General features: G+C 69.8%; 23 protein-coding genes and 2 tRNA genes. 12 read left to right on the forward strand and 13 right to left on the reverse strand.

What is annotated here, in order from left to right:
* Positions 1 to 18: 18 nt before the first annotated feature.
* Genes F6J85_RS11970 through F6J85_RS11980 form a run of 3 tightly spaced genes read right to left on the reverse strand, consistent with a single transcriptional unit; the run spans position 19 to position 3061 of the window.
* Positions 19 to 744 carry a ThuA domain-containing protein gene (locus F6J85_RS11970; protein ID WP_150925274.1) on the reverse strand — a complete coding sequence of 242 codons (726 nt, stop codon included), beginning with the start codon at positions 742 to 744 and terminating at the stop codon, positions 19 to 21.
* Complete coding sequence (locus F6J85_RS11975; RefSeq protein WP_150925277.1) at positions 741 to 1865, reverse strand: Gfo/Idh/MocA family protein; 1125 nt, start codon at positions 1863 to 1865, stop codon at positions 741 to 743. Before F6J85_RS11975 ends, F6J85_RS11970 begins: the two co-directional genes overlap by 4 nt.
* Complete coding sequence (locus tag F6J85_RS11980; protein WP_150925279.1) at positions 1862 to 3061, reverse strand: ROK family transcriptional regulator; 1200 nt, start codon at positions 3059 to 3061, stop codon at positions 1862 to 1864. The genes F6J85_RS11975 and F6J85_RS11980 overlap by 4 nt, the downstream gene beginning before the upstream one ends.
* A 140-nt stretch (positions 3062 to 3201) precedes the next feature.
* Between F6J85_RS11980 and F6J85_RS11985 the strand changes: the two genes are divergently transcribed.
* The 3 genes from F6J85_RS11985 to gap are packed head-to-tail and all read left to right on the forward strand — an operon-like array spanning position 3202 to position 6125.
* On the forward strand, positions 3202 to 3969 hold the full coding sequence (locus F6J85_RS11985; protein WP_150925280.1) for a sugar phosphate isomerase/epimerase family protein: 768 nt from the start codon (positions 3202 to 3204) through the stop codon (positions 3967 to 3969).
* A complete protein-coding gene (locus F6J85_RS11990; protein ID WP_150925282.1) occupies positions 3966 to 5066 on the forward strand; it encodes a Gfo/Idh/MocA family protein in 1101 nt (366 codons plus the stop codon). The genes F6J85_RS11985 and F6J85_RS11990 overlap by 4 nt, the downstream gene beginning before the upstream one ends.
* A 54-nt stretch (positions 5067 to 5120) precedes the next feature.
* Positions 5121 to 6125, forward strand: a complete 1005-nt coding sequence (gene gap, locus F6J85_RS11995) for a type I glyceraldehyde-3-phosphate dehydrogenase (RefSeq protein WP_150925284.1) — start codon at positions 5121 to 5123, stop codon at positions 6123 to 6125.
* 68 nt (positions 6126 to 6193) lie between these two features.
* On the opposite strand, the gene F6J85_RS12000 is transcribed toward gap, so the two are convergent.
* From F6J85_RS12000 to galU, 4 genes are all read right to left on the reverse strand, one after another.
* Positions 6194 to 6266 (reverse strand) — tRNA-Ala (locus F6J85_RS12000).
* A gap of 782 nt (positions 6267 to 7048) precedes the next feature.
* The gene (locus F6J85_RS12005; RefSeq protein ID WP_150925287.1) at positions 7049 to 7996 is read right to left on the reverse strand and encodes a large exoprotein; all 948 of its coding nucleotides are present in this window, start codon (positions 7994 to 7996) and stop codon (positions 7049 to 7051) included.
* Between the two features lie 72 nt (positions 7997 to 8068).
* On the reverse strand, positions 8069 to 8698 hold the full coding sequence (locus F6J85_RS12010; protein ID WP_150925289.1) for a GNAT family N-acetyltransferase: 630 nt from the start codon (positions 8696 to 8698) through the stop codon (positions 8069 to 8071).
* Positions 8699 to 8718: 20 nt separating this feature from the next.
* Positions 8719 to 9609 (reverse strand): UTP--glucose-1-phosphate uridylyltransferase GalU, encoded by an 891-nt coding sequence (gene galU, locus F6J85_RS12015; protein ID WP_150925291.1) that lies wholly within the window; start codon positions 9607 to 9609, stop codon positions 8719 to 8721.
* Positions 9610 to 9696: 87 nt separating this feature from the next.
* Here galU and F6J85_RS12020 point away from each other — a divergent pair, with 87 nt between their 5' ends.
* Genes F6J85_RS12020 through mscL form a run of 3 tightly spaced genes read left to right on the forward strand, consistent with a single transcriptional unit; the run spans position 9697 to position 11089 of the window.
* Positions 9697 to 10296 (forward strand): 5-formyltetrahydrofolate cyclo-ligase, encoded by a 600-nt coding sequence (locus F6J85_RS12020; RefSeq protein WP_150925293.1) that lies wholly within the window; start codon positions 9697 to 9699, stop codon positions 10294 to 10296.
* A gap of 18 nt (positions 10297 to 10314) precedes the next feature.
* The gene (locus tag F6J85_RS12025; protein WP_150925295.1) at positions 10315 to 10635 is read left to right on the forward strand and encodes an FmdB family zinc ribbon protein; all 321 of its coding nucleotides are present in this window, start codon (positions 10315 to 10317) and stop codon (positions 10633 to 10635) included.
* 28 nt (positions 10636 to 10663) lie between these two features.
* Positions 10664 to 11089: a large conductance mechanosensitive channel protein MscL gene (gene mscL, locus F6J85_RS12030; RefSeq protein WP_150919398.1), complete on the forward strand. Its 426-nt coding sequence runs from the start codon at positions 10664 to 10666 to the stop codon at positions 11087 to 11089.
* 6 nt (positions 11090 to 11095) lie between these two features.
* Here the strand turns inward: mscL and F6J85_RS12035 are convergent, their stop codons facing one another.
* Together F6J85_RS12035 and F6J85_RS12040 are read right to left on the reverse strand one after the other, a co-directional pair.
* Complete coding sequence (locus F6J85_RS12035) at positions 11096 to 11290, reverse strand: hypothetical protein (protein ID WP_150919400.1); 195 nt, start codon at positions 11288 to 11290, stop codon at positions 11096 to 11098.
* On the reverse strand, positions 11277 to 14957 hold the full coding sequence (locus F6J85_RS12040; protein WP_150927410.1) for an AAA family ATPase: 3681 nt from the start codon (positions 14955 to 14957) through the stop codon (positions 11277 to 11279). Before F6J85_RS12040 ends, F6J85_RS12035 begins: the two co-directional genes overlap by 14 nt.
* A gap of 218 nt (positions 14958 to 15175) precedes the next feature.
* Between F6J85_RS12040 and F6J85_RS12045 the strand changes: the two genes are divergently transcribed.
* Positions 15176 to 15685 (forward strand): methylated-DNA--[protein]-cysteine S-methyltransferase, encoded by a 510-nt coding sequence (locus tag F6J85_RS12045; protein ID WP_150925297.1) that lies wholly within the window; start codon positions 15176 to 15178, stop codon positions 15683 to 15685.
* A gap of 63 nt (positions 15686 to 15748) precedes the next feature.
* On the opposite strand, the gene F6J85_RS12050 is transcribed toward F6J85_RS12045, so the two are convergent.
* Complete coding sequence (locus tag F6J85_RS12050; protein ID WP_191906595.1) at positions 15749 to 17368, reverse strand: solute symporter family protein; 1620 nt, start codon at positions 17366 to 17368, stop codon at positions 15749 to 15751.
* A complete protein-coding gene (locus tag F6J85_RS12055; protein WP_150925299.1) occupies positions 17365 to 17715 on the reverse strand; it encodes a DUF485 domain-containing protein in 351 nt (116 codons plus the stop codon). Before F6J85_RS12055 ends, F6J85_RS12050 begins: the two co-directional genes overlap by 4 nt.
* 136 nt (positions 17716 to 17851) lie before the next feature.
* On the opposite strand from F6J85_RS12055, the gene F6J85_RS12060 reads away from it, so the two are divergent.
* The 4 genes from F6J85_RS12060 (at position 17852) to F6J85_RS12075 (ending at position 19665) form a co-directional block, all read left to right on the forward strand.
* Positions 17852 to 18709: a helix-turn-helix transcriptional regulator gene (locus F6J85_RS12060; RefSeq protein ID WP_150925301.1), complete on the forward strand. Its 858-nt coding sequence runs from the start codon at positions 17852 to 17854 to the stop codon at positions 18707 to 18709.
* A 32-nt stretch (positions 18710 to 18741) separates the two neighbouring features.
* Positions 18742 to 19104 (forward strand): histone-like nucleoid-structuring protein Lsr2, encoded by a 363-nt coding sequence (locus F6J85_RS12065; RefSeq protein ID WP_150925303.1) that lies wholly within the window; start codon positions 18742 to 18744, stop codon positions 19102 to 19104.
* A 77-nt stretch (positions 19105 to 19181) separates the two neighbouring features.
* Entirely contained in the window at positions 19182 to 19502 is a 321-nt protein-coding gene (locus tag F6J85_RS12070) for an iron-sulfur cluster biosynthesis family protein (protein WP_338037088.1), read from the forward strand.
* Between the two features lie 91 nt (positions 19503 to 19593).
* Positions 19594 to 19665, forward strand: a tRNA-Arg gene (locus tag F6J85_RS12075).
* Between the two features lie 206 nt (positions 19666 to 19871).
* Here the strand turns inward: F6J85_RS12075 and F6J85_RS12080 are convergent.
* Positions 19872 to 20000, reverse strand: a complete 129-nt coding sequence (locus F6J85_RS12080) for a hypothetical protein (protein WP_019180284.1) — start codon at positions 19998 to 20000, stop codon at positions 19872 to 19874.
* 87 nt (positions 20001 to 20087) lie between these two features.
* On the opposite strand from F6J85_RS12080, the gene F6J85_RS12085 reads away from it, so the two are divergent.
* Positions 20088 to 22238, forward strand: coding sequence for a GmrSD restriction endonuclease domain-containing protein (locus F6J85_RS12085; protein ID WP_150925305.1), 2151 nt, complete (start codon positions 20088 to 20090; stop codon positions 22236 to 22238).
* Positions 22239 to 22431: 193 nt separating this feature from the next.
* Here the strand turns inward: F6J85_RS12085 and F6J85_RS12090 are convergent, their stop codons facing one another.
* On the reverse strand, positions 22432 to 23562 hold the full coding sequence (locus F6J85_RS12090; protein WP_150925307.1) for a tyrosine-type recombinase/integrase: 1131 nt from the start codon (positions 23560 to 23562) through the stop codon (positions 22432 to 22434).
* Positions 23563 to 23749 lie beyond the last annotated feature (187 nt).

Genomic DNA, 23749 nt, shown 5'->3' on the forward strand with positions numbered 1-23749 from the left:
GTGGGGTGACGTCCGGGCTCACGCGTGCGTGCGCGGCGGGTTCGTCACTGTCGGGAGCTCGCGCGCGGACTCGCCGGGATGCGCCCACCGGACGCCGTTGGCGAGCACGCGCCGGATCTGCGGGTGATGGTAGACGGGGTACTCCTGGTCGCCCGGAGAGAAGTAGAAGACGCGTCCGCGGCCGCGCCGGTAGGTCATACCGGAGCGGAAGACCTCGCCGCCGGCGAACGACGACACGAACACCAGCTCGTCGGGTGCGGGCACGTCGAAGAATTCGCCGTACATCTCCTGCCGGTCGATCCGCAAGGGCTGTTCAATCCCCGCCGCGATCGGGTGGCCGGGCGCGACCGTCCAGACCAGTTCCTGCTCGCCGTCGTTGCGCCACGCCAGGGAGCACGTGGTTCCCATGAGCCGGATGAAGATCTTCGAGAAGTGCGCAGAGTGGAGCACGAGGATCCCCATGCCCGAGAGCACGTGGCGGTGGACGCGCTCGACGACGGCGTCGTCCACCCCGTCGTGGGCCATGTGCCCCCACCACAGCAGCACGTCCGTCGCCGCCAGCACCTCCTCAGACAAGCCGTGCTCGGGATCGCGCAGCGTGGCCGTGCGCACCTCGACCTCGTCGCCGAGGTGCTCGCGGAGCCCGTCGGCGATGACGGCGTGCATGCCGTCGGGGTAGATCGCCTGCACCGACGCGTCCATGCGCTCGTGCTCGCCCTCGTTCCACACGAGCACCCGGATCATCGCGCCACCTCCGCCTCGACGTCTTCGACCGCGACTTCGCGGCCCTCCGCGGCGGAGCGATAGCACGCGTCGATGATCGCGGCTCGCCGCGCCGCGATGCTCCCATCGCTGGCCGCCCACAGCGCCGGGGTCCGGATGGTGCGGACGAACTCGTCCACGACGCCCTGGTGTCCCGCCGGCACACCTCCCGGCAGCACGCGATCGGCGACCGCTTCGGTCGTCCCGGCGTACAGGGGGACGTCGGTCGCGGGCGCGTAGTCGACGACCCGCAGTTCGGCACCGCCTTCCGTGCCGTACACGACGAAGCCGAACTCGTCGCCCTCGGGCCGGTAGGAGGCCCAGCTGGTGTCGAGGGCGACGGATGCACCGCCCTCCAGCCGCAGCAGGACGGTGGCGAAATCCTCCACGTCGAACGCGGAACCGGTGAACTGCTTGCCGCCGGTGGCGGCATCCGGGCCGCCGAGGCCGCGCGGGCCGAACTCGGCATGCGTCACCGCCGACGCCGACAGCACCCGCGGCTCCCCCATGAGGTCGAGAACGGCGTCGATCATGTGCACACCGATGTCCACGAGCGGACCGCCGCCGGCCAGCTCTCGGCTGGTGAACCAGCTCCCCAGCGCCGGGATGCCCGAGCGGCGCAGCCACGAGGCGCGCACATGGTAGATGCGGCCGAGGGCGCCCGAGGCCACCTCCGCGGCGAGCGCGCGCACGTCGCCGCGCTGACGGTGGTTGAACGCGACCTGCAGCACGCGGCCGGCCGTCCGCGCCGCCGAGACCATCTCCGCCGCCTCCGCCGCCGAGCGGGCGATGGGCTTCTCCGAGAGCACATGGATGCCGCGCTGCAGCGCCGCGATCGCGATGGGGGCGTGCAGGAACGTCGGCACCGCCACGCTCACCGCATCCAGCGGCGTGCTCGAGAACAGCTCCTGCCAGTCGGCGACGGCCACCGGGATGCCGAACTTCTCGGCGAGTTCGGCGCGCGGTGCGTCCTCGAGCCCGGCGATCGCCACCAGATCGACGTCGGGATTCGCCGCGTACGCCGCGATGTGCTGCTGGCCGGCCCAGCCGAGGCCGACGACGGCGACGCGCAGCGGAGCGGAGGCAGAGGATGTGGGTGTCATGCGGATTCTCCTGGGGGGACGCTCGGATGGATGAGGCGATGGATGCTGTCGGGGGCGAGCACGGCGCGGGACGCGAGGATCGCCGCCCCGCGGGCGCCGGCGTTCTCATCGGCACGCGCGGGAACGATCTGCAGGTTGCGCGAGGCGAGGGGCGTGGAACTGCCGTAGACGACCTCCCGCACGCCGGCGATAAGGTGCTCGCCGGCGCGCGCGATGGTCCCCCCGATCACGATGACGGAGGGGCCGAGCAGCGTCACGACCGTGGCGAGCACCGCGCCCAGTTCCCGGCCGGCCTGGCGTACGGCGTCGATGGCGGTACGGTCGCCCGCGAGCACGAGGGCGACGACATCGCGCGCCGAGTGCGCGGGGGTGCCCGCCGCGCGCAGCGCCGTGGCCAGCGCCGCGCCGCTGGCGACGTCCTCGAGCTCGCGGCGCTCGCCGGCGGGACGCACGTCGCCCGGCGACCACGGCACGACGACGTGGCCGAGGTCTCCCGCCGATCCGCGGGCACCGTGCTGGAGCAGCCCGCCGGCGATGATCCCCGCCCCCACTCCGGTGGACACCTTGACGTAGACGAGGTCGTCGACATCGGGCCAAGACGCGGCATGCTCGCCGAGAGCGAGCACGTTGACGTCGTTGTCCACCAGCACGACGCCCGGGATGCGCTCCGCGATCAGCGCGGGGACGTCGGCGTCGTGCCACCCGGGCATGATGGGCGGATGCTGCGGGCGACCCAGCGCGTGGTCGACGGGGCCGGGAAGCCCCACGCCCACGGCCGCGACATCCCGCACCGTCAACGACAGGCCGGCGAGAAGGGTCTCCGCCATCTCGGCCACGGCGCCGAGGACCGCGGCCGGGCCGCGGGCGATCTCCATCGGCACGGTGCGGGCCGCGAGGATCTCCTCTGCGAGATCGCAGACGGCCACCGTGGCGTGAGTGGCACCGAGATCCACCCCCAGCACCACGCGGGCTCGCGGGTTGAATGCGACGCGCGTGGCGGGTCGCCCGCCCGACGACCCGGCGGACGCGGCGGGCACGACCAGACCGGCGGCGACGAGTGCGTCCACGCGTGCTGCGACCGTCGAGCGCGACAGGCCCGTGAGCGCACCGACCTCGGCCCGGGTGCGCGGGAGGCCGTCCAGCAGCACCTCCAGCACGTCGCCCGGGCCCGGCCCGGCCGCGCGGGTGCGCCTCATCGGATCCTGCGTCACGTTTTGAGTAAAGCACAGCCCTCTTCTGCATCAGACGGACGAAACTTCTGCTTGACGGGCAACGGAAGTGTGGTCAGGCTGAGCACCGGCGCATGCGCCCGCGATCCGACGACGAAGGAGTTCCGATGTCGACGTACGCCCCCTCGGTTCAGCTGTACACCGTTCGCGAGGCCCTCGCCTCCGATCTGCCCGGCACGCTCGATTCCCTCGCCGCTCTGGGATTCACGCAGGTGGAGCCATTCGGCCTCCCCGACATGATCGACCGGCTCGCCCCCGAACTGGAACGCCTCGGGCTGTCGGCCCCCACGACGCACGCCGGCTTCGTCGACGCCGACGCCGCCGGACGGGCGCGCGTGTTCGATGCGGCCGAGCGGATCGGCGTGCGCACGGTGATCGACCCGTTCATCGCACCCGAACGCTGGCAGACGGCGGACGACATCCGCATGGTCGCCGAGCGCCTGGCCACCGCCGCCGGTGAGGCCGCCGGGCGCGGGCTGCGCGTGGGTTACCACAACCACGACCACGAGCTCGCGGCCACGATCGACGGCATGCCGGCGCTGGAGTTCTTCGCCGGCATCCTGGACGAGCGAGTGGTCCTGGAAGTCGACACGTACTGGGCGCTCGTGGGCGGGGTCGACCCGGTGGCGCTCCTGCAGCGGCTCGGCGAGCGCGTCGTCGCGATCCACGTCAAAGACGGCCCCGTGCCGGGGGATGTGGCGGATCAGACCCCGCTCGGGCAGGGCGCGGTGCCGATCCGGGAGGTCCTCGCCGCCGCGCCCGACGCCCTCCGCGTCCTGGAACTGGACGAATCGCGCATTCCGCCGATGGAGGCACTGGCCGAGAGCCTGCGGTTCCTGCGCACGCTGGAATCCGACGGGGAGTCGGGCCGATGACCGCCCGGACGGGGCGCGTGGGAGTCGGGGTGATCGGCGCGGGCGTCATCAGCGACCAGTACCTGGGCAACCTGACCCGCTTCCCCGACGTCGAGGTGCGCGCCGTCGCCGACCTGGACGTCGCGCGCGCCGCAGCGAAGGCGCAGCAGTACGGCGTCGCGAACGCGGGGACAGTGGACGAGCTGCTGGCCGACGATGGGATCGAGATCGTGGTGAACCTCACGATCCCCGCCGCCCACGTCGAAGTCGCCGAGCGCGTGCTGGCCGCCGGGCGCCACGTGTGGACGGAGAAGCCGCTGGCCCTCGACCGCACCGCTGCCGCAGGGGTCGTCACCGCCGGCGAAGCGGCCGGCCTGCGTGTGGCCAGCGCACCCGACACCTTCCTGGGCGCGGGCATCCAGTCGGCCCTGCGCCGCATGCGGGCCGGTGAGCTGGGCGATGTGCACAGCGCGCTCACGCTCATGCAGTCGCCGGGCCCGGAGTCGTGGCATCCGAACCCCGACTTCCTGTTCCAGGCGGGAGCGGGCCCGCTGTTCGACATCGGGCCCTACTACCTCACCGCGCTCGTACAGTTCTTCGGGCCGATCGTGCGCGTGCAGGCGGTCGCGACGACGGCGCGTCAGGAGCGCGTCATCGGATCCGGCCCGCGCGCGGGCGAGCGTTTCGCCGTCACCGTGCCCACCCACGTCTCGGCGCTGTACGAGTTCGCCGGCGGCGCGACGGCGTCGAGCATCTTCAGCTTCGACACGCGGCAGGGCCGCACGCTGTTCGAGCTGTCGTCGTCGGATGCGACCCTCGCGATCCCCGACCCGAACATGTTCGAGGGCGACCTCACGATCGTGCGCGAGGACGCCACCGACACCGTCCCGGCGGAGGGCGCCACCGCCGGGCGCGGCATGGGCGTGGTCGAGCTCGCCCGCGCCATCCGAGCAGGCCGCCCCGAGCGCGCATCCGGGCGGCTGGCCCTGCACGTGGTCGACGTGATGCAGACGACGATCGAGGCTGCCACCACGGGAACCGCGCTCGGGGTGCACACCACCGTGGCCGCCCCTCCCCCGCTCGAAGCGGACTGGGACCCGTTCGCCCGCACTCTGTGACGCAGGGCGCCTGCGTCCTGGCAGCTCCACCTCGACAGGAAGGAAGTGACGATCATGACAGTACGTATCGGCATCAACGGATTCGGGCGCATCGGACGCACCTATCTGCGCGCCGCCCTGGCAAGCGACGCGGACGTGGAGGTCGTGGCCGTCAACGACCTCACCGACGCTCGCACGCTGGCGAGCCTGCTCGAATGGGATTCCCTCTCCGGGCACCTCGAGGGCGTCGGGGTCGACGGCGACGCGATCACCCTGGGAGGAAAGCGCATCACCGTGTCCGCCCAGCCTGACCCGTCCGCGATCCGCTGGGGCGATGTGGGCGCCGACATCGTGATCGAATCCACCGGGCGGTACACCGACGGCAGCGCCGCATCCGCCCATCTCGCCGGCGGCGCCAGGAAGGTGATCATCTCCGCACCGGCGAAGGGTGACGTGCCCACGTATGTCCTGGGGGTCAACGACGACGCGCTCGATCCCGACGCCCACGACGTCTTCTCCAACGGATCGTGCACGACGAACTCGGTGGCGCCGTTGGCGAAGGTGCTGAACGACGCGTTCGGCATCGAGTCGGGGCTGATGACGACGGTGCACGCCTACACCGGCGACCAGCGGCTGCAGGATGCGCCGCACTCCGACCTGCGCCGGGCACGCGCGGCCGCGGTGTCGACGATTCCGACCTCGTCGGGAGCGGCCAAGACGATCGGCAAGATCATTCCCGAGCTGGACGGCCGGCTCACCGGTGCCGCCCTGCGCGTGCCCGTCCCGGTCGGCTCGATCACCGACCTCACCGCCGTCCTGCGCACCAGCGCAGGGGTGGACGAGGTCAACGCCGCCTTCCGCGCGGCCGCCTCATCCGAACCGCTGCAGCGCTACCTGCAGTACTCCGAGGCGCCGCTGGTGTCGGCCGACATCGTCGGGAACCCGTTCTCGACGATCTTCGATGCGCCGCTGACGCAGGCGATCGGCTCGCAGGTGAAGGTCTTCGGCTGGTACGACAACGAGTGGGCGTTCTCCAACCGCCTCGTCGAGTTCTCCGCCCGCATCGGCGCCGCCCTCTGACCCGACCTCACCGGTCGACAGAAGACCGAAAGAGCGCCCGGCGGATCGCCGGGCGCTCTTTCATTCGGTGGACCTGAGGGGATTCGAACCCCTGACCTCTTCATTGCGAACGAAGCGCGCTACCAACTGCGCCACAGGCCCCTGAACCTCCGCTACATTACCACGCCACGGGGGTGCTCCCGCGCCGCCACCTCCCCCTCGCGCGCCCTCCGCGGCCCCACTTTCGCGGCACTTCGGCGCAACCGCGCCACATCAGAACGCAGCGGATGCACCGTTGTGGCGCGAACGTGGGATCGGTCGCGGGCGGTCGGCTGAGTGGCGGGCCCAGCGAGCAGCGCATCGGCGCGAACGTGGGGTCGGTCGCGGGCGGTCGGCTGAGTGGCGGGCCCAGCGGGCAGCGCATCGGCGCGAATGAGGTTGTGGCCGGAGGCTCGTGCCCGACTCATCCGCACCACTTCCGCGCCACTTCCGCGCAACCGCGCCACATCAGAACGCAGCGGATGCACGTTTAGGGCGCGAACGCGGGACCGCAGTTCGGAGACCGCGGGCCGGGGTCCCGGAGAGGGTCCTGCGGTGGACGCCGGATCGGGACGGGGGCGCCCCGGGTCCCGGGGGCGGGCCGACGGTCAGCGGCACCCGCGCCACATCCGCGCCACTTCGGCGTAACCGCGCCACATCTAAACGCAGCGGATGCACCGTTGTGGCGCGAACGCGGGATCGAGACGCGCGGCGGTCGGCTGAGTTGGCGTTCTCGCGGGTCGCGCATCGGCGCGAATGAGCTTGCGGCCGGAGACTCGTGCCCAACTCATCCGCACCGCATCCGCGCCACTTCCGTGCAACCGCGCCACATCAAAACGCCGCGAACGCACCTTTATGGCGCAAACGTGGGATCGAGACGAGATGACCGGCGGGGATGGCGCGGGTCAGGCGCCGACGGCGCGGCGCGCGAGCAGCCGGCGCACGTGATCTTCGATCTCGGCGTCGTCCACGTACCCCATGCGGCTGAACTCCGAGGCGCGCGCGGTGCGGGCCTCGTCGATCGAAGGCGGCTGGTTCTGCGCCGCGAGGTCGCGCAGCGCCTCCTGGCGGGCTGCGGCGCGGAGAGCGGCACGCGCCTCCTGCTCGTCCAGCACGGCGGCAGCCCGCGAACCGGCGGACGACACGAGCGGGCGGGGCAGCTCGCGCGGCGTCCACGCGGCCGCGCGCGGGCGGCCCACGGCGAGGTCGGGCATGGGGGTCGCCACGCGTTCGGCGGCGACGACGGGCACCTCGCGCACGGCGGCACGAGCGGCCACACGCGACATCCGGTGCAGCGCGACGGTGGCCAGCAGCGTGGTCGCGCCTCCCACCCACAGCAGCACCGAGGATGCGGCGGACAGGAAGAGCCACACGCCGGCGCCCGTGGCGGCCAGGCCCGCGACCCCCACGACGGTGGCGGCGAGCCGCATGCGGCGGCGAGCGCGGGCGCGCCGGAGGGCCGGGCGGTTGCGGGCGGCTGCCCGCTCGGCACGCGCGGCCTCGATCGCCTCGGCACGGCGGGCGCGGGCGAGCTCGCGCTCGGCGGCGCTTTCGTGCTTCGCGGCCTCGAGGCGGGCGCGCGCGACGACGAGCTCCGTCTCCTCCTGCTCGGCCTGCGCGCGGCGGGCGAGCCGCTGCTGGGCGAGCGCCGTCCGGGCGTTCAGCTCGAGCCGCACCTCCTGGGGCGTCTCGCTGGTCTCGGCGAGCACGCGCAGGGCCTGGTTCAGGCGCACGGCGTTCCGCTCGGCCGAGGTGTATTGGTATCGACTGGCCCACGAGGGCAGCAGGTAGACGAGCCAGAGCACGACGGCGACGGCGACGATCACGCCGCCTCCCAGTACCTGCCCACCCATGCCGCTAACGGTATGCGACGCGCGACCCGACGCATACCAGGCTGTGCGCGTGTCGCGCAGCCAAAAGTCCGATCAGGCCGGTAAGCGGTCGGATGGCGGCACCGTCGCCGCATCCGGCGGGACCCGACCCTCGACCCAGCGCGCGAGCACCCCCTCGGGCACTTCCTCGCGTACCAGGGCGAACGCGTAGTGGTCGCGCCAGTCGCCGTTGATGTGGATGTAGCGGCGCCGGATCCCCTCGTAGCGGAACCCGAGCTTCTGCACGACCCGCAGGCTTGCCGCGTTCTCCGGACGGATGCAGATCTCCATGCGGTGAAGACGCAGTTCGTCGAAGCACACGTCGGTGGCCATCGCCACCGACGCGGGCGTGATCCCGCGCCCGGCGAACCGCTCGCTCACCCAGTAGCCGATCGTCGCCGAAGCGAGGGAGCCGCGGGAGATGCCCCACACGTTGAGCTGGCCGGCGATCTCGCCGTCGTACTCCATGACGAAGGGCACGCCCACACCGTCACGGTGCTGCTGCAGGAGCCGGCGCACGCCCAGGCGCATGTCGAACGACACCGGCCCGTCGGGGCTGGTCGCCTCCCACTGCCTCAACCAGGGTCGATTGGAGAGCAGTTCGTTCTGCAGTACGCGCGCATCGCGGGCACGCACGAGGCGGATCGAGACCGGCCCGTGGCGACGCGGGACAGACAGGTCCATGCCACCCCCTCGAAACGACGTCAGAGCGTCGCTGCGAACTCCTTGAACCACGGGCGCAGGGCCGGCCCCAGGTCCTCGCGGTCGGCGGCGAGCTGCACGATGGCCTTGATGTAGTCCACCCTATCTCCGGTGTCGTACCGGCGGCCGCGGAAGATCACCCCGTACACGCCGCCGCCGTCGCCGGCACCGGAGGCCAGTTCCTGCAGCGCGTCGGTCAGCTGGATCTCGCCGCCCTTGCCGGGTTCGGTGCGCTCGAGGATCTCGAACACGTCCGGTCCGAGGACGTACCGGCCGATGATGGCGAGGTTGGAGGGCGCGTCCTCGGCCTTGGGCTTCTCGACCAGCTGCGTCACCTTGACGACGTCGTCCTCGTCCGTGGCTTCCACGGCGGCGACGCCGTACATGTGGATCTGCGCGGGGTCGACCTCCATCAGCGCGATGATGGTGGCCCCACGCAGGTCGTATTCGGCCAGCATCTTCGTGAGCAGCTCGTCGCGCTCGTCGATGAGGTCATCGCCCAGGAGCACCGCGAACGGGTGGTCGCCGACGTGCGCCTGCGCGCGCAGCACGGCGTGACCCAGGCCCTTGGGCTCGCCCTGACGCACCATGTGCACGTTGGCGAGGTCGGAGGAGTACTCGACCTTCTTCAGCTTCTCGTCGTCGCCCTTGGCGCGCAGCTTGTCTTCGAGCTCGGGCACCGAGTCGAAGTGGTTGGCGATGTTGTTCTTGTTGCGACCGACGATGATGAGGACGTCTTCGATGCCGGCCTCCACCGCCTCTTCGACGACGTACTGGATGGCCGGCTTGTCCACGACCGGGAGCATCTCCTTGGGCATCGCCTTGGTGGCGGGAAGGAAGCGGGTACCGAGTCCAGCGGCCGGGATGACGGCCTTGAAGGGCTTATGCGACATGAACACAGGTTAGCCCGAGCCGTGTGAACCCCGTGTGACGTGATGGCTACAGCGGATGCCGCGCCTGACCGGCCTAGAATCGGATCCATGTCGGACCGCATCGATCATGCCAAACGTGCGCTGCGCGCCGACCTGCGCGAACGGCGGCAGATGCAGTCCGAATCGGCTCGCGAGCAGGCGGCCCACGGCCTGCGCGGGCAGCTGGACGAGCTCCTCGAGCGCCTGGGTGCGCGCTCGGTCTCCTGCTTCCTGTCCACGCCCAGCGAGCCGGGCACGCGGGAGTTCATCGACGCGGCCGTGGGGCGCGGCATCCGCGTGCTGCTGCCCATCACCCGCGCCGACGGACTGCTCGACTGGGCCGTGGCCGTCACCGGCGGCGACGTGACGGCGGGCCTGACGGGAACGCCCGAGCCCGTGGGCGAGGTTCTCGGCCCGATCGCGGTGAACGACGTCGACCTGCTGCTGATTCCCGCGGCGGCCGTTGACCGCACCGGCATGCGCCTGGGCTGGGGCCGCGGCTACTTCGACAAGACCCTCGGATCGATGGAGAAGTGCCCGCCCGTGTACGCGGTCGTCTTCGACTCCGAGTTCGTCGACGAGGTCCCCCGCGACGTCCACGATCAGCCCGTCACCGGCATCGTCACCCCGACGCGCACCATCACGTTTTCCGCCTCAGCGCCCCGCTGATCCACCCGAGGAGCCTCCATGCCCACCTACGCCTATGCCTGCAAGCAGTGCGCCCACCGTTTCGACGCCGTGCAGTCCTTCGCCGAACCGACTCTGAGCGTGTGCCCGGAGTGCGGCGGCACGCTGCGCAAGGAGTACGGCTCCATCGGCGTGACCTTCAACGGCTCGGGCTTCTACCGCACCGACTCGCGCGCGGGCGAGGCGAAGACCGCGGGCAAGAAGGGGGCGGATGCGGCGTCCTCGGGTGGTTCGGGAACCGGGACCGGTAGCGCCTCACCTGCTGCTTCGGCATCATCGACCTCGAGCAGCCCGTCCGCTCCGGCGCCGTCGGGCTCGTGATCCCCCAAAGGAAACCGAGGACCAGCACATGATCAAGGGCTTCAAGGAGTTCATCCTCCGCGGGAACGTCATCGACCTGGCCGTCGCGGTCGTCATCGGCGCCGCGTTCACCGCGATCGTCAACGCCCTGGTCGACAACCTCATCAATCCGCTCATCGCGCTGATCTTCCAGGCCGACAGCCTCGGTGACGTCGGCTTCTTCGTGACGGGCCTCACCGGCAACGAGGTGTTCTTCGGGTGGGGCGCGATCGTCGGGGCCCTCATCAACTTCCTCGGCGTCGCTGCGGTCGTGTACTTCGTCTTCGTCTATCCGATGAACCGCGTCAAGGAGCGGGCCGCGGCCCGTGCGGGCGCATCGGGCCCCGACGACGAGCCGCAGCTGCCCACCGAGCAGGAGCTGCTCGTGCAGATCCGCGACCTCCTGGAGAAGTCCGGTCCCGCAGCGCGCGCCTGACGGCGCTCAGTAGTGCGGCGGGACGTCGCGGCGCAGGCGCTCGTCGTTGGGACCCGGCGCGTCGGTGGCGGATGCGGCGGGGTCGTCCTCGCGCGACTCGTCGGCGGGCGCCGGTTCGGCGGTCGTTCCCGGGGCGGGCGTGAGCTTGGCCCGGCGGGCACCGGGGACGCGTTCGATGCGCTGGCGGTCAGTCGACGACATCGAGAGGCTGGGTCACCGTGTCGGCGGTCGGGCCGTCGGGCTGCACCCCCAGCAACGCCGCGATGCGCGCCGCGACGGAGGCGGGGTCGCTGTACAGGTCGAACGCGTGCACGCGTACGTAGTGCCATCCCAGGCGCCGCAGCGTCTGCGGACGCAGGCGCAGCGTCTCGCGCAGCGAGTCGGCTGCCGTCTCCGGATCACTCTCGGCGACGACGGCCTTCCCGCCGTGCTGGGCGACCAGCGGCAGCAGGCCCCGGTAGTCCACGTCCACGGCCAGCCCGAGCCGGCGGAGCTCCCGGGCCAGGGCGAGGGTGAGCGGATCGGCGAGGTCTTCCAGTCGCGCCTCGCGCCTGCGCGCGGCGAGCCCGCCGAGGATGCTCATGAGCGTGGCGGCCCCGTGCTCGAGCCGGCCGTCGTCGAAGGCGGACGGACGGATGGAGGACACGATGACCATCGAGCGGCGTGCGCGCGTCATCCCCACCGTGAGCAGTCGCTCACCGTCGGGGGTGGACAGGTCGCCGAAGTCGCTGAGCACCCGGCCGTGCTTGGTCAGGCCGAACCCGAGCGAGAAGATCACCCGGTCGCGGCTCTCGGCCACCGACTCCTCCAGCGTCAGCACCGCGAACGGCTCCGCGGTGTCGCGGGAGACGAAGTCGGCCACATCCGACCGGCCCGCAAACGCCGACTCGACGGCGGCGCGCACGCGCTCGGCGTGCCGCGCACTCGCGGTGACGACCATGAGCGACTCGGCGCCGCGATTGACGGCGTGCTCGACGACGAGGGTCACCACGCGCGCGACCTCGGCGTCGGGGCTCTCGACCGCACCGGTGATCGGGTCGGGCGCACCGGTCCCGCCTTCGACGTAGTCGACGCTGAGGCTGCCACGGCCCAAATACGACCCCGCCCACGGCAGCGACACGATCTCGCCGCCGTAGAAGGCGTCGTTGACGAGCTCGGCGAGGTCTTCGCCGCCCGCGCGGTAGCTGCGGGTGAGGGTGGCCACGGGGAGCAGTTCGGCGAGGCGCTCGAAGACCGAGACATCGTCGAAGGCGACGGGCTCCTCGTCGTCGGCGACGGAGAGAGTGGCACCGACGCGGAAAGCGGTGGGCTTCTGCGTGACCGGGTCGCCGAACACGACGATCTGGCGTGACCGGCGGATGGCGGGCACGGCCTCGGCCAGGCACAGGGCCGCCGCATCCGCGATGATGACGACGTCGAAGGGCTGCTCGTCGGGGATGTCCGGCACCTCGTACGGCGAGGCCAGCCACACCGGCGCGAGGGTGTTCAACAGCGTGGGCGCGGCCACCGACAGCTCGCGAGGCGTGGTGAGACCGCGTTTGAGCGCGTCTTTCAGCGCGGCCGCTTCGGCGGCGTGGTCCACGATGCCGATGCGCCACTGCTGGGCGAGATGCGCGGCCAGCAGTGGGCCGGATGCCGCGGCGTGGGCCTCGTCCACGAGCCGGAAGTCGCGCTCGAGGCGGTCGACGACGGTCGTGTTGGCTCCCAGCAGCGCACGGTCGGTGCGCAGGAAGTGCTCCAGCGCCGACTGCCACCACGCGAACTCGAGCTCCTGGCCGACTCGCTCCTCGGGGACGTGCCGCACCGACAGCTCGACGAGCAGCTGCTCGAGTCCCAGCGCGGCGAGCTGCGAGCGCAGCTTCGCCCGCTCGACGAGGTTGTCGAAGAACTCCGATTCGGCGGCAAGCCCGGCGAGGATCCGCACGAGGCGCTGCACGGGGATCGAGGCGAGACGCTCGGATCCTTCGCGACCCAGGATCCCGTCGAGCTCGGCGAGTTCGGCGTCCACACGCTGCCACGCCACGTGCACGTCGGCCAGGCCGAGGGGCACTTCCGGCGTGACGCCGGCCTCCACCACGCGCTGCCATTCGGTGCGCTGCTGCTGGATGCGCACGAGCGCCTCGTACATGTCGGGCACGTGCACGCCGGGGCGCACGTACTCGCGGGAGAGACGCTTGAGGCGGCGGCGGTTCGGTCCACTCATGTTCGGCGCATCCCGGCGCGGGGCGTGCGCCTGGATGAGCTCCAGCAGGGGACGCTCGAACACCGTGGGGCTGAACCGGTCGAGCGAGTCGCGGATGCCCTGCAGCAGCCGCAGGTACTCACCGAGTTCGGCGATGGTGTGGAAGGGGCGCATGCGCGTCTGCGCGATGAGCTCGTAGCCGCGCTCGAGCAGTCCCGACACCTCGCGGCGGTGCAGCTTGCCGGCCAGAGCGTGCGCCGCGCGGGCGTCCTCCGTGCGGGTGAACGACACGCCGTACCAGGGCGAGTCGTCGGGTCCGAAGCGGAATTCGCCCAGGCGCGCGGCGGCTGCCAGGGCCGCGGATGCCTCGGCGCGGCGGTTGGCGAGCCGCTCCAGCGTCGCCAGGTCGAACCGCGCGCTCGTGGACGGCGCGGGGGCGAGGGCCGCGAGCTTGGTGAGGGCGCGCAGCGCCTCCAGCACCGAGATGCCGAGCGAGGGATGCTCCGCCGTGACGGCCGAGCGGTAGTCGCGCAGCACGGTGCGCAGGCGCACGAGCGCGTCGTCGATCTCGGCGACCTTGGGCTGCTCGGCCTTCTCGTTGCGCCCGATCGCGCGGATGAGGTCGCGACGCAGATGCGTGGGCGAGACGGCGAGGCCTGGCAGTCCGATGCCCGACAGGCGGTGGCGGATCCCCTCGAGGGTCGAGCGGCGAGCGCTCACGACCAGCACGCGCTTGCCGGATTGGACCAGCTGGCCCACCGCGTTGATGACGGTCTGGGTGCCACCGGTGCCCGGCAGCGTGTGCACGGCGAGGGAGTGGCCGGCGGCGATGCGCGCGAGCACCGCTTCCTGTTCCGCGTCGGCGTCCAGCAGAAGGGTGTCCGACGCGGGAGTGCGCTCGTCGGGGCTGGTCACCACGGGGTCGGAGCGGCGCACCGACACGCGTGCGCGGTCGTCGGGGTGGCCGGCGAGTGCGTTGAGCACGGGGTGGTCGAGGTCGGCGGCGTCGCGGGCCATGCCCGAGCCCACGTCGGCGAAGGAGGAGATGACCAGGCGCGGGTGCACGACGAACGTCGGGATGTGCCGCGTCAGCGCGCGCAGGTGGTCGATCACCGGCTGCGGCTTGAACACCCCCTGGTCGTACGCCAGCCCGGCGAGAGCGGTGCTGTCCAGCGGGATCCCGAAGTGCCCGCGGAACGCGCGCGCGAGTTCCGGGTTGACGAAGAAGGTGCCGTGGAGCTTGAGCTCGAAATCGCCGTGGTGGCGACGGATCGCGAGCGGGCGCAGGAGCACGGGCGCCGACCACGTCACTCCCCCGATCTTCCACTCGGCCAGGCCGACGGCCAGGTGCACCGGTTCGATGCCCCGTGCCGTGCGCAGTTCGACGTTCTTGGCGGTGATCCGCTCGGCGGCCAGCCGCGCCGAGCGCAGGGCCACCTCATCCCGGAACAGATTCGACAGGAGCGTCGAGCGACCGGTGATGAACTGCGGCAGGCTGCCCGGATGCGCCTTCGTGATGTCGATGCCGGCGTCGGTCGCGTCATCGAAGCGCAGCAGTGTGGAGCGGCCACCCAGGGTCGCCGCTTCGGCACGCAACCGGTCGCGTTCGGGGTCGGCGACGTGGCGGACGTTGACCCCCGGCTCCGCGACCCCCAGGTCTCCCGGGTTCACGGATGCGGCGGCCATGTCCTGCTCGCCGACCACGGCGCTGCCTTCTCCTCGCCACACACGAGCCACAGTATGCGCGGGCGGGCGTTTCGGCTGTCATCCCGCGCGGGTTTCGCGGGATTCGCGGACACGCCGCGCCATTGGGGGTTTCCTCCCCAGGCCCCTTCGCGGACCGTTCCTCCACAGACGTCCGACCGAGGCGGCGTCCGGCGTGCACGCCGGGTCAGGATGGAGCCATGACCCGATACGCCAGCGCCGTGCACGCCACCCCCGTCGGCGACGTGCTCCTCACCGTCGCCGATGACCGGCTCCTCTCCCTGCGCGTGCTCCACGGGGATCAGCACGCGGCGCGGGAGGACCTCGTCCGCATCCTGGGCGCCGTGCCCGAGGACGATCCTTTTGCCGGCGCCGAGGCGGCGGGTCAGCTCGACGAATACTTCGACGGAACGCGCCGGAACTTCGACCTGCCGCTGGACTGGAGCCTCACGCGGGGGTTCTCCCGTGCCGCGCTGCAGGCGGTGTGCGAGATCCCGTACGGCGAGACCGCCGCGTACGGCGAGGTCGCCGTCATGGCGGGGCGTCCGCGGGCCGCTCGGGCGGTGGGCACGGCGTGCGCCACCAGCCCGTTCTCCATCGTCGTCCCGGTGCACAGGGTTGTGCGCTCGGACGGCTCGCCCGGGCAGTACGGCGGACATCCCGAGGTGAAGCAGTACCTCCTCCGGAAGGAGCAGGAGTCGGGCGCGTAGGCCGCCCGACACCGACCGAGGCCCCAGGACGGCGTCCCGGGGCCTCGGTGCTGCAGAACCGGGCTAGTGCGAGGTCGCCTTCTCGGCTCCGAAGCCGGTGAGGGAGCGCACCTCCATCTCCGCGGCCTTGCGCGGATCCTCGCTGCCCTTGCGCGAGGTGATCGTGCCGAGCCAGCCGAGGAAGAACCCGACCGGGATCGACACGATGCCCGGGTTGTTGAACGGCCAGATCGCGACCCCCGTGTCCTTGAAGACGCTCGTGGACGTGCCCCAGAACACCGGCGACAGCACGATCAGGATGACCGCCGCCGCCAGTCCCCCGTACATGCTCCAGACCGCGCCGCGCGTGGTGAAGCGGCGCCAGAACAGCGAGTACAGGATCGTCGGGAGGTTCGCCGAAGCGGCCACCGCGAACGCGAGCGCCACGAGGAACGCGACGTTCTGTCCCTGCACACCGATGCCGCCGAGGATGGCGAGCACGCCGATGACGACCACCGTGCGACGGGCCACCTTCACCTCGCCGTCCGGGGGGACGTCGCCCTTCTTCACGACGTTGGCGTAGATGTCGTGCGCGAACGACGCCGCCGCCGTGATCGTGAGCCCGGCGACCACCGCGAGGATCGTGGCGAAGGCCACGGCGGAGATGAATCCGAGCAGGATCGGCCCGCCCAGCTCCAAGGCCAGCAGCGGTGCGGCCGAGTTCACTCCGCCGGGGGCATCGGCGATGACCTCGGGCGTGACCAGCGCGCCCGCCCCGTATCCGAGGACGAGGGTCAGCAGGTAGAACAGGCCGATCAGCCAGATCGCCCACACGACCGAGCGGCGGGCCTCCTTGGCGGTGGGCACGGTGTAGAAGCGCATCAGCACGTGCGGCAGGCCCGCCGTGCCGAGGACGAGCGCGAGGGCGAGGGAGACGAAGTCCCACGGGTTCGCGCCGTACTGCAGCCCCGGGCCGAGGATCGCCTCCCCGTTCGGCGACGCCGCCACGGCGCTTTCCAGCAGGGTGTTGAGGTTGAACCCGTTGATCGCGAGCACCCAGATGGTCATCACCAGGGCGCCGCCGATGAGGAGGAACGCCTTGACGATCTGCACCCACGTCGTGCCCTTCATGCCGCCCACGAGCACGTAGACGATCATGAGCAGACCCACCACCGCGACGACGATCGACTGCCCCAAGGCCTCATCGATTCCCAGGAGCAGCGAGACCAGACCACCCGCGCCGGCCATCTGTGCCAGCAGGTAGAAGAAGCACACGGCGAGCGTCGTGATGGCCGCGGCCATCCGCACCGGGCGCTGCTTCAGCCGGAACGACAGCACGTCGGCCATCGTGAACTTGCCGGTGTTGCGCATGAGCTCGGCGACCAGCAGCAGCGCGACCAGCCACGCGACGAGGAACCCGATGGAGTACAGGAACCCGTCGTAGCCGTTGACGGCGATGGCGCCGCAGATGCCGAGGAAGGAGGCCGCGGAGAGGTAGTCGCCCGAGATGGCGAACCCGTTCTGCGGGCCGGTGAACGAGCGGCCGGCGGCGTAGTAGTCGGCGGCGGTCTTGTTGTTGCGGCTGGCCCGGATGACGATGAACAGCGTCACGGCGACGAAAGCACCGAAGATCGAGATGTTCAGGATGGGATCGTTCTCCGCCGTCTGCACGGCGGCGTGCACGGCACCGAAGACTTCATTCACGACTGTCCTCCCTCAGCGCGCTCGAGCTCTTCGCGCAGGTCTTCGGTCAACGGGTCGAGCTTGCGGTTGGCGTACCACACGTAGGTCATCGTGATGGCGAACGTCGTCACGAACTGCCCGAGCCCGAACAGCAGGCCGACGGTCACGTCCCCCCACACGCGTTCGGCCATGAACTCCCTCGCGAAGGAGGACAGCAGGACGTACGCGAAGTACCAGACGAGGAACGCGATCGCCAGCGGGAAGACGAAGCTGCGGTGGCGTCGCTTCAACTCCCGGAAGGGCGGTGACTCCTCGACCGCGATGTAGTCGATGCCGCCCGGGGCGGCATCGGTACGCGGATCCGACATGTGGCCTCCTTGCCTCATGGGCCCGGAGCACCACGCTCCGGGTGGGGTAGAACAAGGGCGCCGCACGGGCACCCGGTGATAGGGTCGACGCTACGAAGGCGGCGACGACGCCGTCACCCCCAGAAGTAGGTAGTTCGTGGGAGCTGCAACGGTGCCGATCGAGCAGGCTGATCTGGTCTCGCACGCCATCGGTGAGCTGGCCCGCCGCACACGTTTCCCCGTCGCATTCGGCGGCCTCGAACGCGACGGCGCCATCCATGTGACTGCCATCCACGGCGCGCGCACCCGCAGCATCGAAGGCCTCGTCGTCCAGGAGAACCGCGGGCTGGGCGGACGGGCCTTCGCCGAGAAGCGGCCGCGTCTGGCCCTGGACTACCGCACGTCGCGGACGATCACGCATGACTACGACCGCGCCATCCTCGGCGAGGGGATCTCGACCCTGTTCGCCGTTCCCGTCATCGTGACGGGCACGACGCGCGGGGTCCTGTACTGCGGGTCGTGGACGCAGGCGCCCGTCGGCGACGTGGTCGCGGAGCCTGCCTTCCGCGTGGCGCGCGACCTGGCCACCGAGCTGCGCGTGCGCGACGAGGTCGATCGCCGCATCGCGATGATGCCGACCGGCAGCCCCGACCGAGCCCTGTCGCCGGCGGCGCAGGAGGAGGTCCGCGAGAGCTACGCCGAACTGCGCAGCGTCGCCGCCGCCATCGAGGACGAGAGCCTGCGGGTGCGTCTCGAGCAGATCGAGCGGCGACTTGCGGCACTGACCGGTGCCCGCGGCACGGCCGAGGGCAGCCCGGAGGTGCGCCTGTCGCCGCGCGAGCTGGATGTCCTCGCGTGTGCGGCCCTGGGCGCCACCAACTCCGAGATCGCCCAGCAGCTCGATCTGAAGGAGACCACCGTCAAGTCCTACCTTGCGGCGGCCATGAGCAAGCTCGATGCATCCACGCGCCACGCCGCCGTAGCACGTGCACGCCGTATCGGGATACTGCCCTAACCCTCGCGCCCCTCCATCACTAAGGTGTCACCATGGCCCGCAGAATTGTGCATCAGCTCGTCGACGACCTGGACGGCAGCGTCCTGGAGGTCGGGGAGGGTGAGACCGTCCTGTTCTCCCTCGACGGCGTCGCGTATGAGATCGACCTGACCGAGGAGAACGCCGCAGCGCTGCGCGATGTCCTGGCGCCGTACGTCGCGGCCGCTCGGTCGGTGTCGTCGCGGTCGGGCGCCTCGCGATCGGGAACCGGCGGCGGCAGCGGACGGACGCGGCGGCGCGCCGGGCAGCAGGATTACACCGCCATTCGCACGTGGGCCAAGCAGAACGGCCACACGGTCTCCGAGCGCGGCCGCATCCCCGCATCCGTGCTCGAGGCGTACGAAGCGGCCCACTGACGCGACGGACGCGGCCAGCTTGGGAATCCCCTGGCAATGGCTTCCTCGGCTTGAGGTGCGCACGCATTCTCGGCATCGTGGCTGACTTCGAGTCCGCAACGGAAGGAGCATCCATGCTCACGCTCACCGAGCAGGCGACCACGGCCGTCAAGACCATCACCTCGCAGTTCCCCGACGTCGCCGACGGCGGGGTTCGCATCGAGGGGGCCGGTACGCCGGACTCCCAGTTCCAGCTGACCGTCGTGCCGGGTCCCGAGCCCGCCGACGCGGTCGTCGAGAACGAGGGCGCCCGCGTCTTCCTCGACAGCGACGCCGCGCTGGTGCTGGATGATCGCGTCCTGGACGCGCAGCCCGACGGCGAGGGCGGCGTGCAGTTCGCCGTCACCTCACAGGCCTGACCACGGCTTTCCGACGACGCCCCCGGGATCCCCGGGGGCGTCGTCGTTTCCTCGAGAGCACTCCCCCGGCCTCGGTAGACTGGGGCGACCGGCCTCTGTAGCTCAATGGAAGAGCAGCTCCGTCCTAAGGAGAGGGTTGGGGGTTCGAGTCCCTCCAGGGGCACAATCTTTATTCGCTCGTGACCTGGCCTTTCTCACCGAGAGGCTAACTATATTTCCCTTTTTGCCCGCTTTTTGCCCGCATTTTTCGGACCTGCGTGCAGCGACGACCGGCTCCAACGACCTTCATGGGGCGTCCCAGAGCATCGAAATCGAGCCTTTCGGGCGGCCTGCGCCTCGTCGAAAAACTGAGCATTCTGCTCTCGAGGTTCACTGCGGCCGGGCGTAGCGGGTCCGCGGCCCCGACGGCAGCGCCACCAGCGGCATCTGATCGTTCAGTCTCGTCGCGACGGCATCCAAATCGTCGTCGAAGAGGTCGGCGTACGTGTCCAGCGTCATCGCGGCCGACGCGTGCGGCCACGGGGACTGGGCGACGAGGACGGTGCACCGATTGCTTCGGTAATCTCGGCACAGGGAGGCGCACCAATGACGGACATCTTCAAGACCATCGAGTGGACTGTGAACTCGCTGATCGGCGGAGTGGAGGACGGCACGATCCAGCTACCTGACCTGCAGCGGCCGTTCGTGTGGCCGGCTGCGAAGGTGCGTGACCTTTTCGATTCGATGTACCGCGGCTACCCCGTCGGCGAGCTGATGTTCTGGGATGTGCCCGCGGAGGGCGAAACTCGCGCGATCGGCAAGAACACCCAGCTTGGCGCGTCCCACCAGATCGTCGACGGGCAGCAGCGGTTGACGAGCTTGTACGCAGCGATCAAGGGTCAGTCGGTGCGGGACGAGAACTACCGGGATCGCCCGATCAAGATCGGCTTCAACCCGTTCACTGAGAAGTTCGAGGTCTTCAACAGGGCAATCGAGCGATCGCCTCAGTGGGTCGATGACATTGCGACCGTGTACGCCTCCCCTCTCAAGGCTCGAAAGGCGTTCATGAGGCGATACAGCGAAAGTGGCGTCGAACTGACAGATGACGAGGAAGAGCGAATCGAGGAGGTATTCATCCGGCTCGACAACCTCCGCAACTACCAGTTCGAGATCGTGCACATTCAGAAAGAGGTCACGAAGGCCACTGTCGCCGACATCTTCGTTCGGATCAACTCTGAGGGAGTCAGCCTCAAAGCCTACGACTACATCCTCACCTGGCTGAGCGTCTTCTGGCCCGAGGGGCGGGATGAGATAGAGGAATTCGCGCGTAACTCGCGCGTGTCACCGGAAACCGCCTCACACATCGCCGGGCGCAAGATAACTTGGACGGCGCACAACCCTTTCGTGAGCGTGCAAACCGGCCATCTTGTGCGGGCGATCGTCGCCGTCGGGCAGAACCGCGCCAAGCTGACCGACGCATATGCGGCCCTTCAAGCGAAGGATCGCGCGACCGGGTCCGTCGACCCGGCAAAGCAGTCCGCCGAATTGGACAAGCTGAAGTCGGCCCTGCCAACCGTCACGAACCCGCTGCACTGGCAGGAGTTCATCCACTCGATCAAGATCGCCGGGTTCACTGATAGGCGCGGAATCACGTCGACGACGAACCTGATCTCCACCTACATCCTCTTCTTGCTTGGCCGTACTCGGTTCGACGTGAAGCTGGACAAGCTGCGCCCGCTCATCGCTCGCTGGTTGTTCATGTCCCAGCTCTCCTCCCGCTACACAGGCAGCGGCGAGACGCAACTGCAGAAGGACCTCGACCGGCTTGCTGGCGTCGGCGTGAAGGACGCCGGCGGGTTCGTGCGTGCCCTCGACGAGGTGATCGCCACCGAGCTGACCGCCGACTTCTGGACATACCGCATCCCGGACTCGCTGGTCACATCGAGCCAGGCGCTGTCGCCGTCTTACCAGTGCTACCTCGCGGCGCTGAATATCCTGGACGCCGAGCTGTTCATGATCCGGATGAAGGTCTCGCAGTGGATGAATCCCGCGATGCCTGCGATCAAGGGCATGGAGGCCCATCACCTCTTCCCTCGCAAGTACCAGGAAACCGTGCTGGGGACCACGGACCTGAAGCGGGTCAACCAGGCCGCGAACTTTGCACCTACTGACTGGGATACGAATATTTTCATCTCCGACCGGCCACCAGCCGAGTATTGGGATGCGCTTGTGAAACAGCGTGCGCAAGGCGACCACGAGTGGCTCGACAAGCAGCGTTACTGGCACGCGCTCCCGGACCGATGGGAACAACTGCCCTACGAAGAGTTTCTTGCGGAGCGTCGGAAGCTCATCGCTGGCGTCGTCAGGGACGGGTTCAACAAAATCGGGGCGGGAGCCGTCGCACGCGTGCCGATCCCTGATGGGAGAGTCGAAGTCGAAGTCGAAGTCGAAGTCGGCGAGAGCGCGCTGCTTGACGAATGGACAGTCGCGGCGCTCATCGACGCGGGTGTATTGCGTGCGGGCGACAATCTGGATCCGGTCGACGGCGCGCCCGTTGATGCCGCCGTCACTGACGACGCGACTCTGCTTCTGATCGATGGTGAGGGGCGCACCGAGGAGTTCGACTCTCTCGATGCCGCGGCTCGCCACCTCGGATTCGATAACATCGCTGGGCTCGACTTCTGGGTGCTCGACGCTGACCCTGACACGCCCCTAAGTGAGTTGGTCTCTCGTTCGCTGGAGAAGGCAGCATCTTGACTACGCGCACAGGCCAATACGTCTGGACGCCATTCGGCGCCTGACTCTTGTTGCGGATCCTTCGAGCGGCCCTGGCAGGCAAGCCAGAGCAGATGCCGCCTGTCCGTGCGGCTGTCCCGACTCCGGGTGACGTCTTGGGGCGAGACGCCGACTTCCGCGATGGCTCAGACTGAGCAGTCCGCTTTTCTCGCGGTCACTGCGGTCGGGCGTAGCGGGTCTGCGGGCCCGATGGCAGCGCCACCAGCGGCATCTGGTCGTTCAGCCGCGTCGCGACGGCATCCAGATCGTCGTCGAAGAGGTCGGCGTAGGTGTCCAGCGTCATCGCTGCCGACGCGTGGCCGAGCATCCGCTGCACGGCCTTCACGTTCGCGCCAGAGCTGATCGCGAGCGAGGCTGCCGTGTGGCGGAGGTCGTGAGGTGTGACCCGCGGGATCGACGGGTCGAACTCCTGCGCACGCCGAACCGCGTTCGCGAACCATCCCTTCTCCCCCGAGTTGCGCATGTGATTGATGCCGTCACCGAACAGCAGCCCTTCGGGACCCTTCCCGGCGCACGCTTGCTCGATCATCGGAGCAAGCCGCTCGGGATACGGGACGGAGCGCCTCTCGTGCGTCTTGGGCGTACCGACATGGATCTCGTAGGCGATCATCACCGCGTTCTCCTCGATGACGAAACGTCGGCGCAGCCGGTTCACGCTGCGCACGCGCAGGCCCGTGGCCTCGCCCCATCGTAAGCCGCAGTACGCCAGCGTCAGGACGAGCGTCGGATACGCCGAGCACGCCGCCAGCGTCGCCACCTGGTCGTGAGTGAGGTACACGCGACGCTTGCCCGGCCCGTTCCGAGGAAGATTGCGCACGCGACGGGCCGGATTGCTCGCGAGACGACGATCGTCGATGGCGACGTCGAGGATGCCGGCCAGGATTCCGAGTGAGCGAATCACGACCGTGCGCGACTTGCGCGTCGCGAGGTCTGACACCCAATCCTGAACTTCAGAGCGCCGGATCGAAGAGATCTCCCTGTCGGCCCAGACCGGGGCGACGTGGTTCTTCCACGCCTGCTCGAGCGTCATGTAGTACGAGGGCTTCGACATCGGCGGCTGCTTGGATCGCAGCCAGCTGTCGGCGAACATGCTGACGGGAACCCTCGACGATGACGGGTCGATGTACTCGCCCTTCGACTTCGACACGGTGACGATGGAGAGGTACAGCTTCGCTTCGCGCATCGTCGTGAAGCCGCGCTTCTCCGTCTCCGTGCGATCGGGCTTGCGATAGCGCACGCGATAGCGGCGGCCCTTGGCCGATTCGTACGGGGTGATGCCGCCCATCTCGACCTCCGTTCGTGTCGGCTCGACGGTCAGTATCGGGCCAGTGTCGGACACTTGTCGGACGCCGTCAACGCGGCCGATGACAGATGTGGATAGATGTCGTAAGACGCCCTCAACTGGCGTTGGGTTGGAGGGGCGCCTCCCTCCGACGGCGAGAGTGTAGCGATCGGTCGCGCCTCCGTTCTCG

The organism is Microbacterium lushaniae, from assembly GCF_008727775.1.
Taxonomy (GTDB): Bacteria; Actinomycetota; Actinomycetes; order Actinomycetales; family Microbacteriaceae; genus Microbacterium; species Microbacterium lushaniae.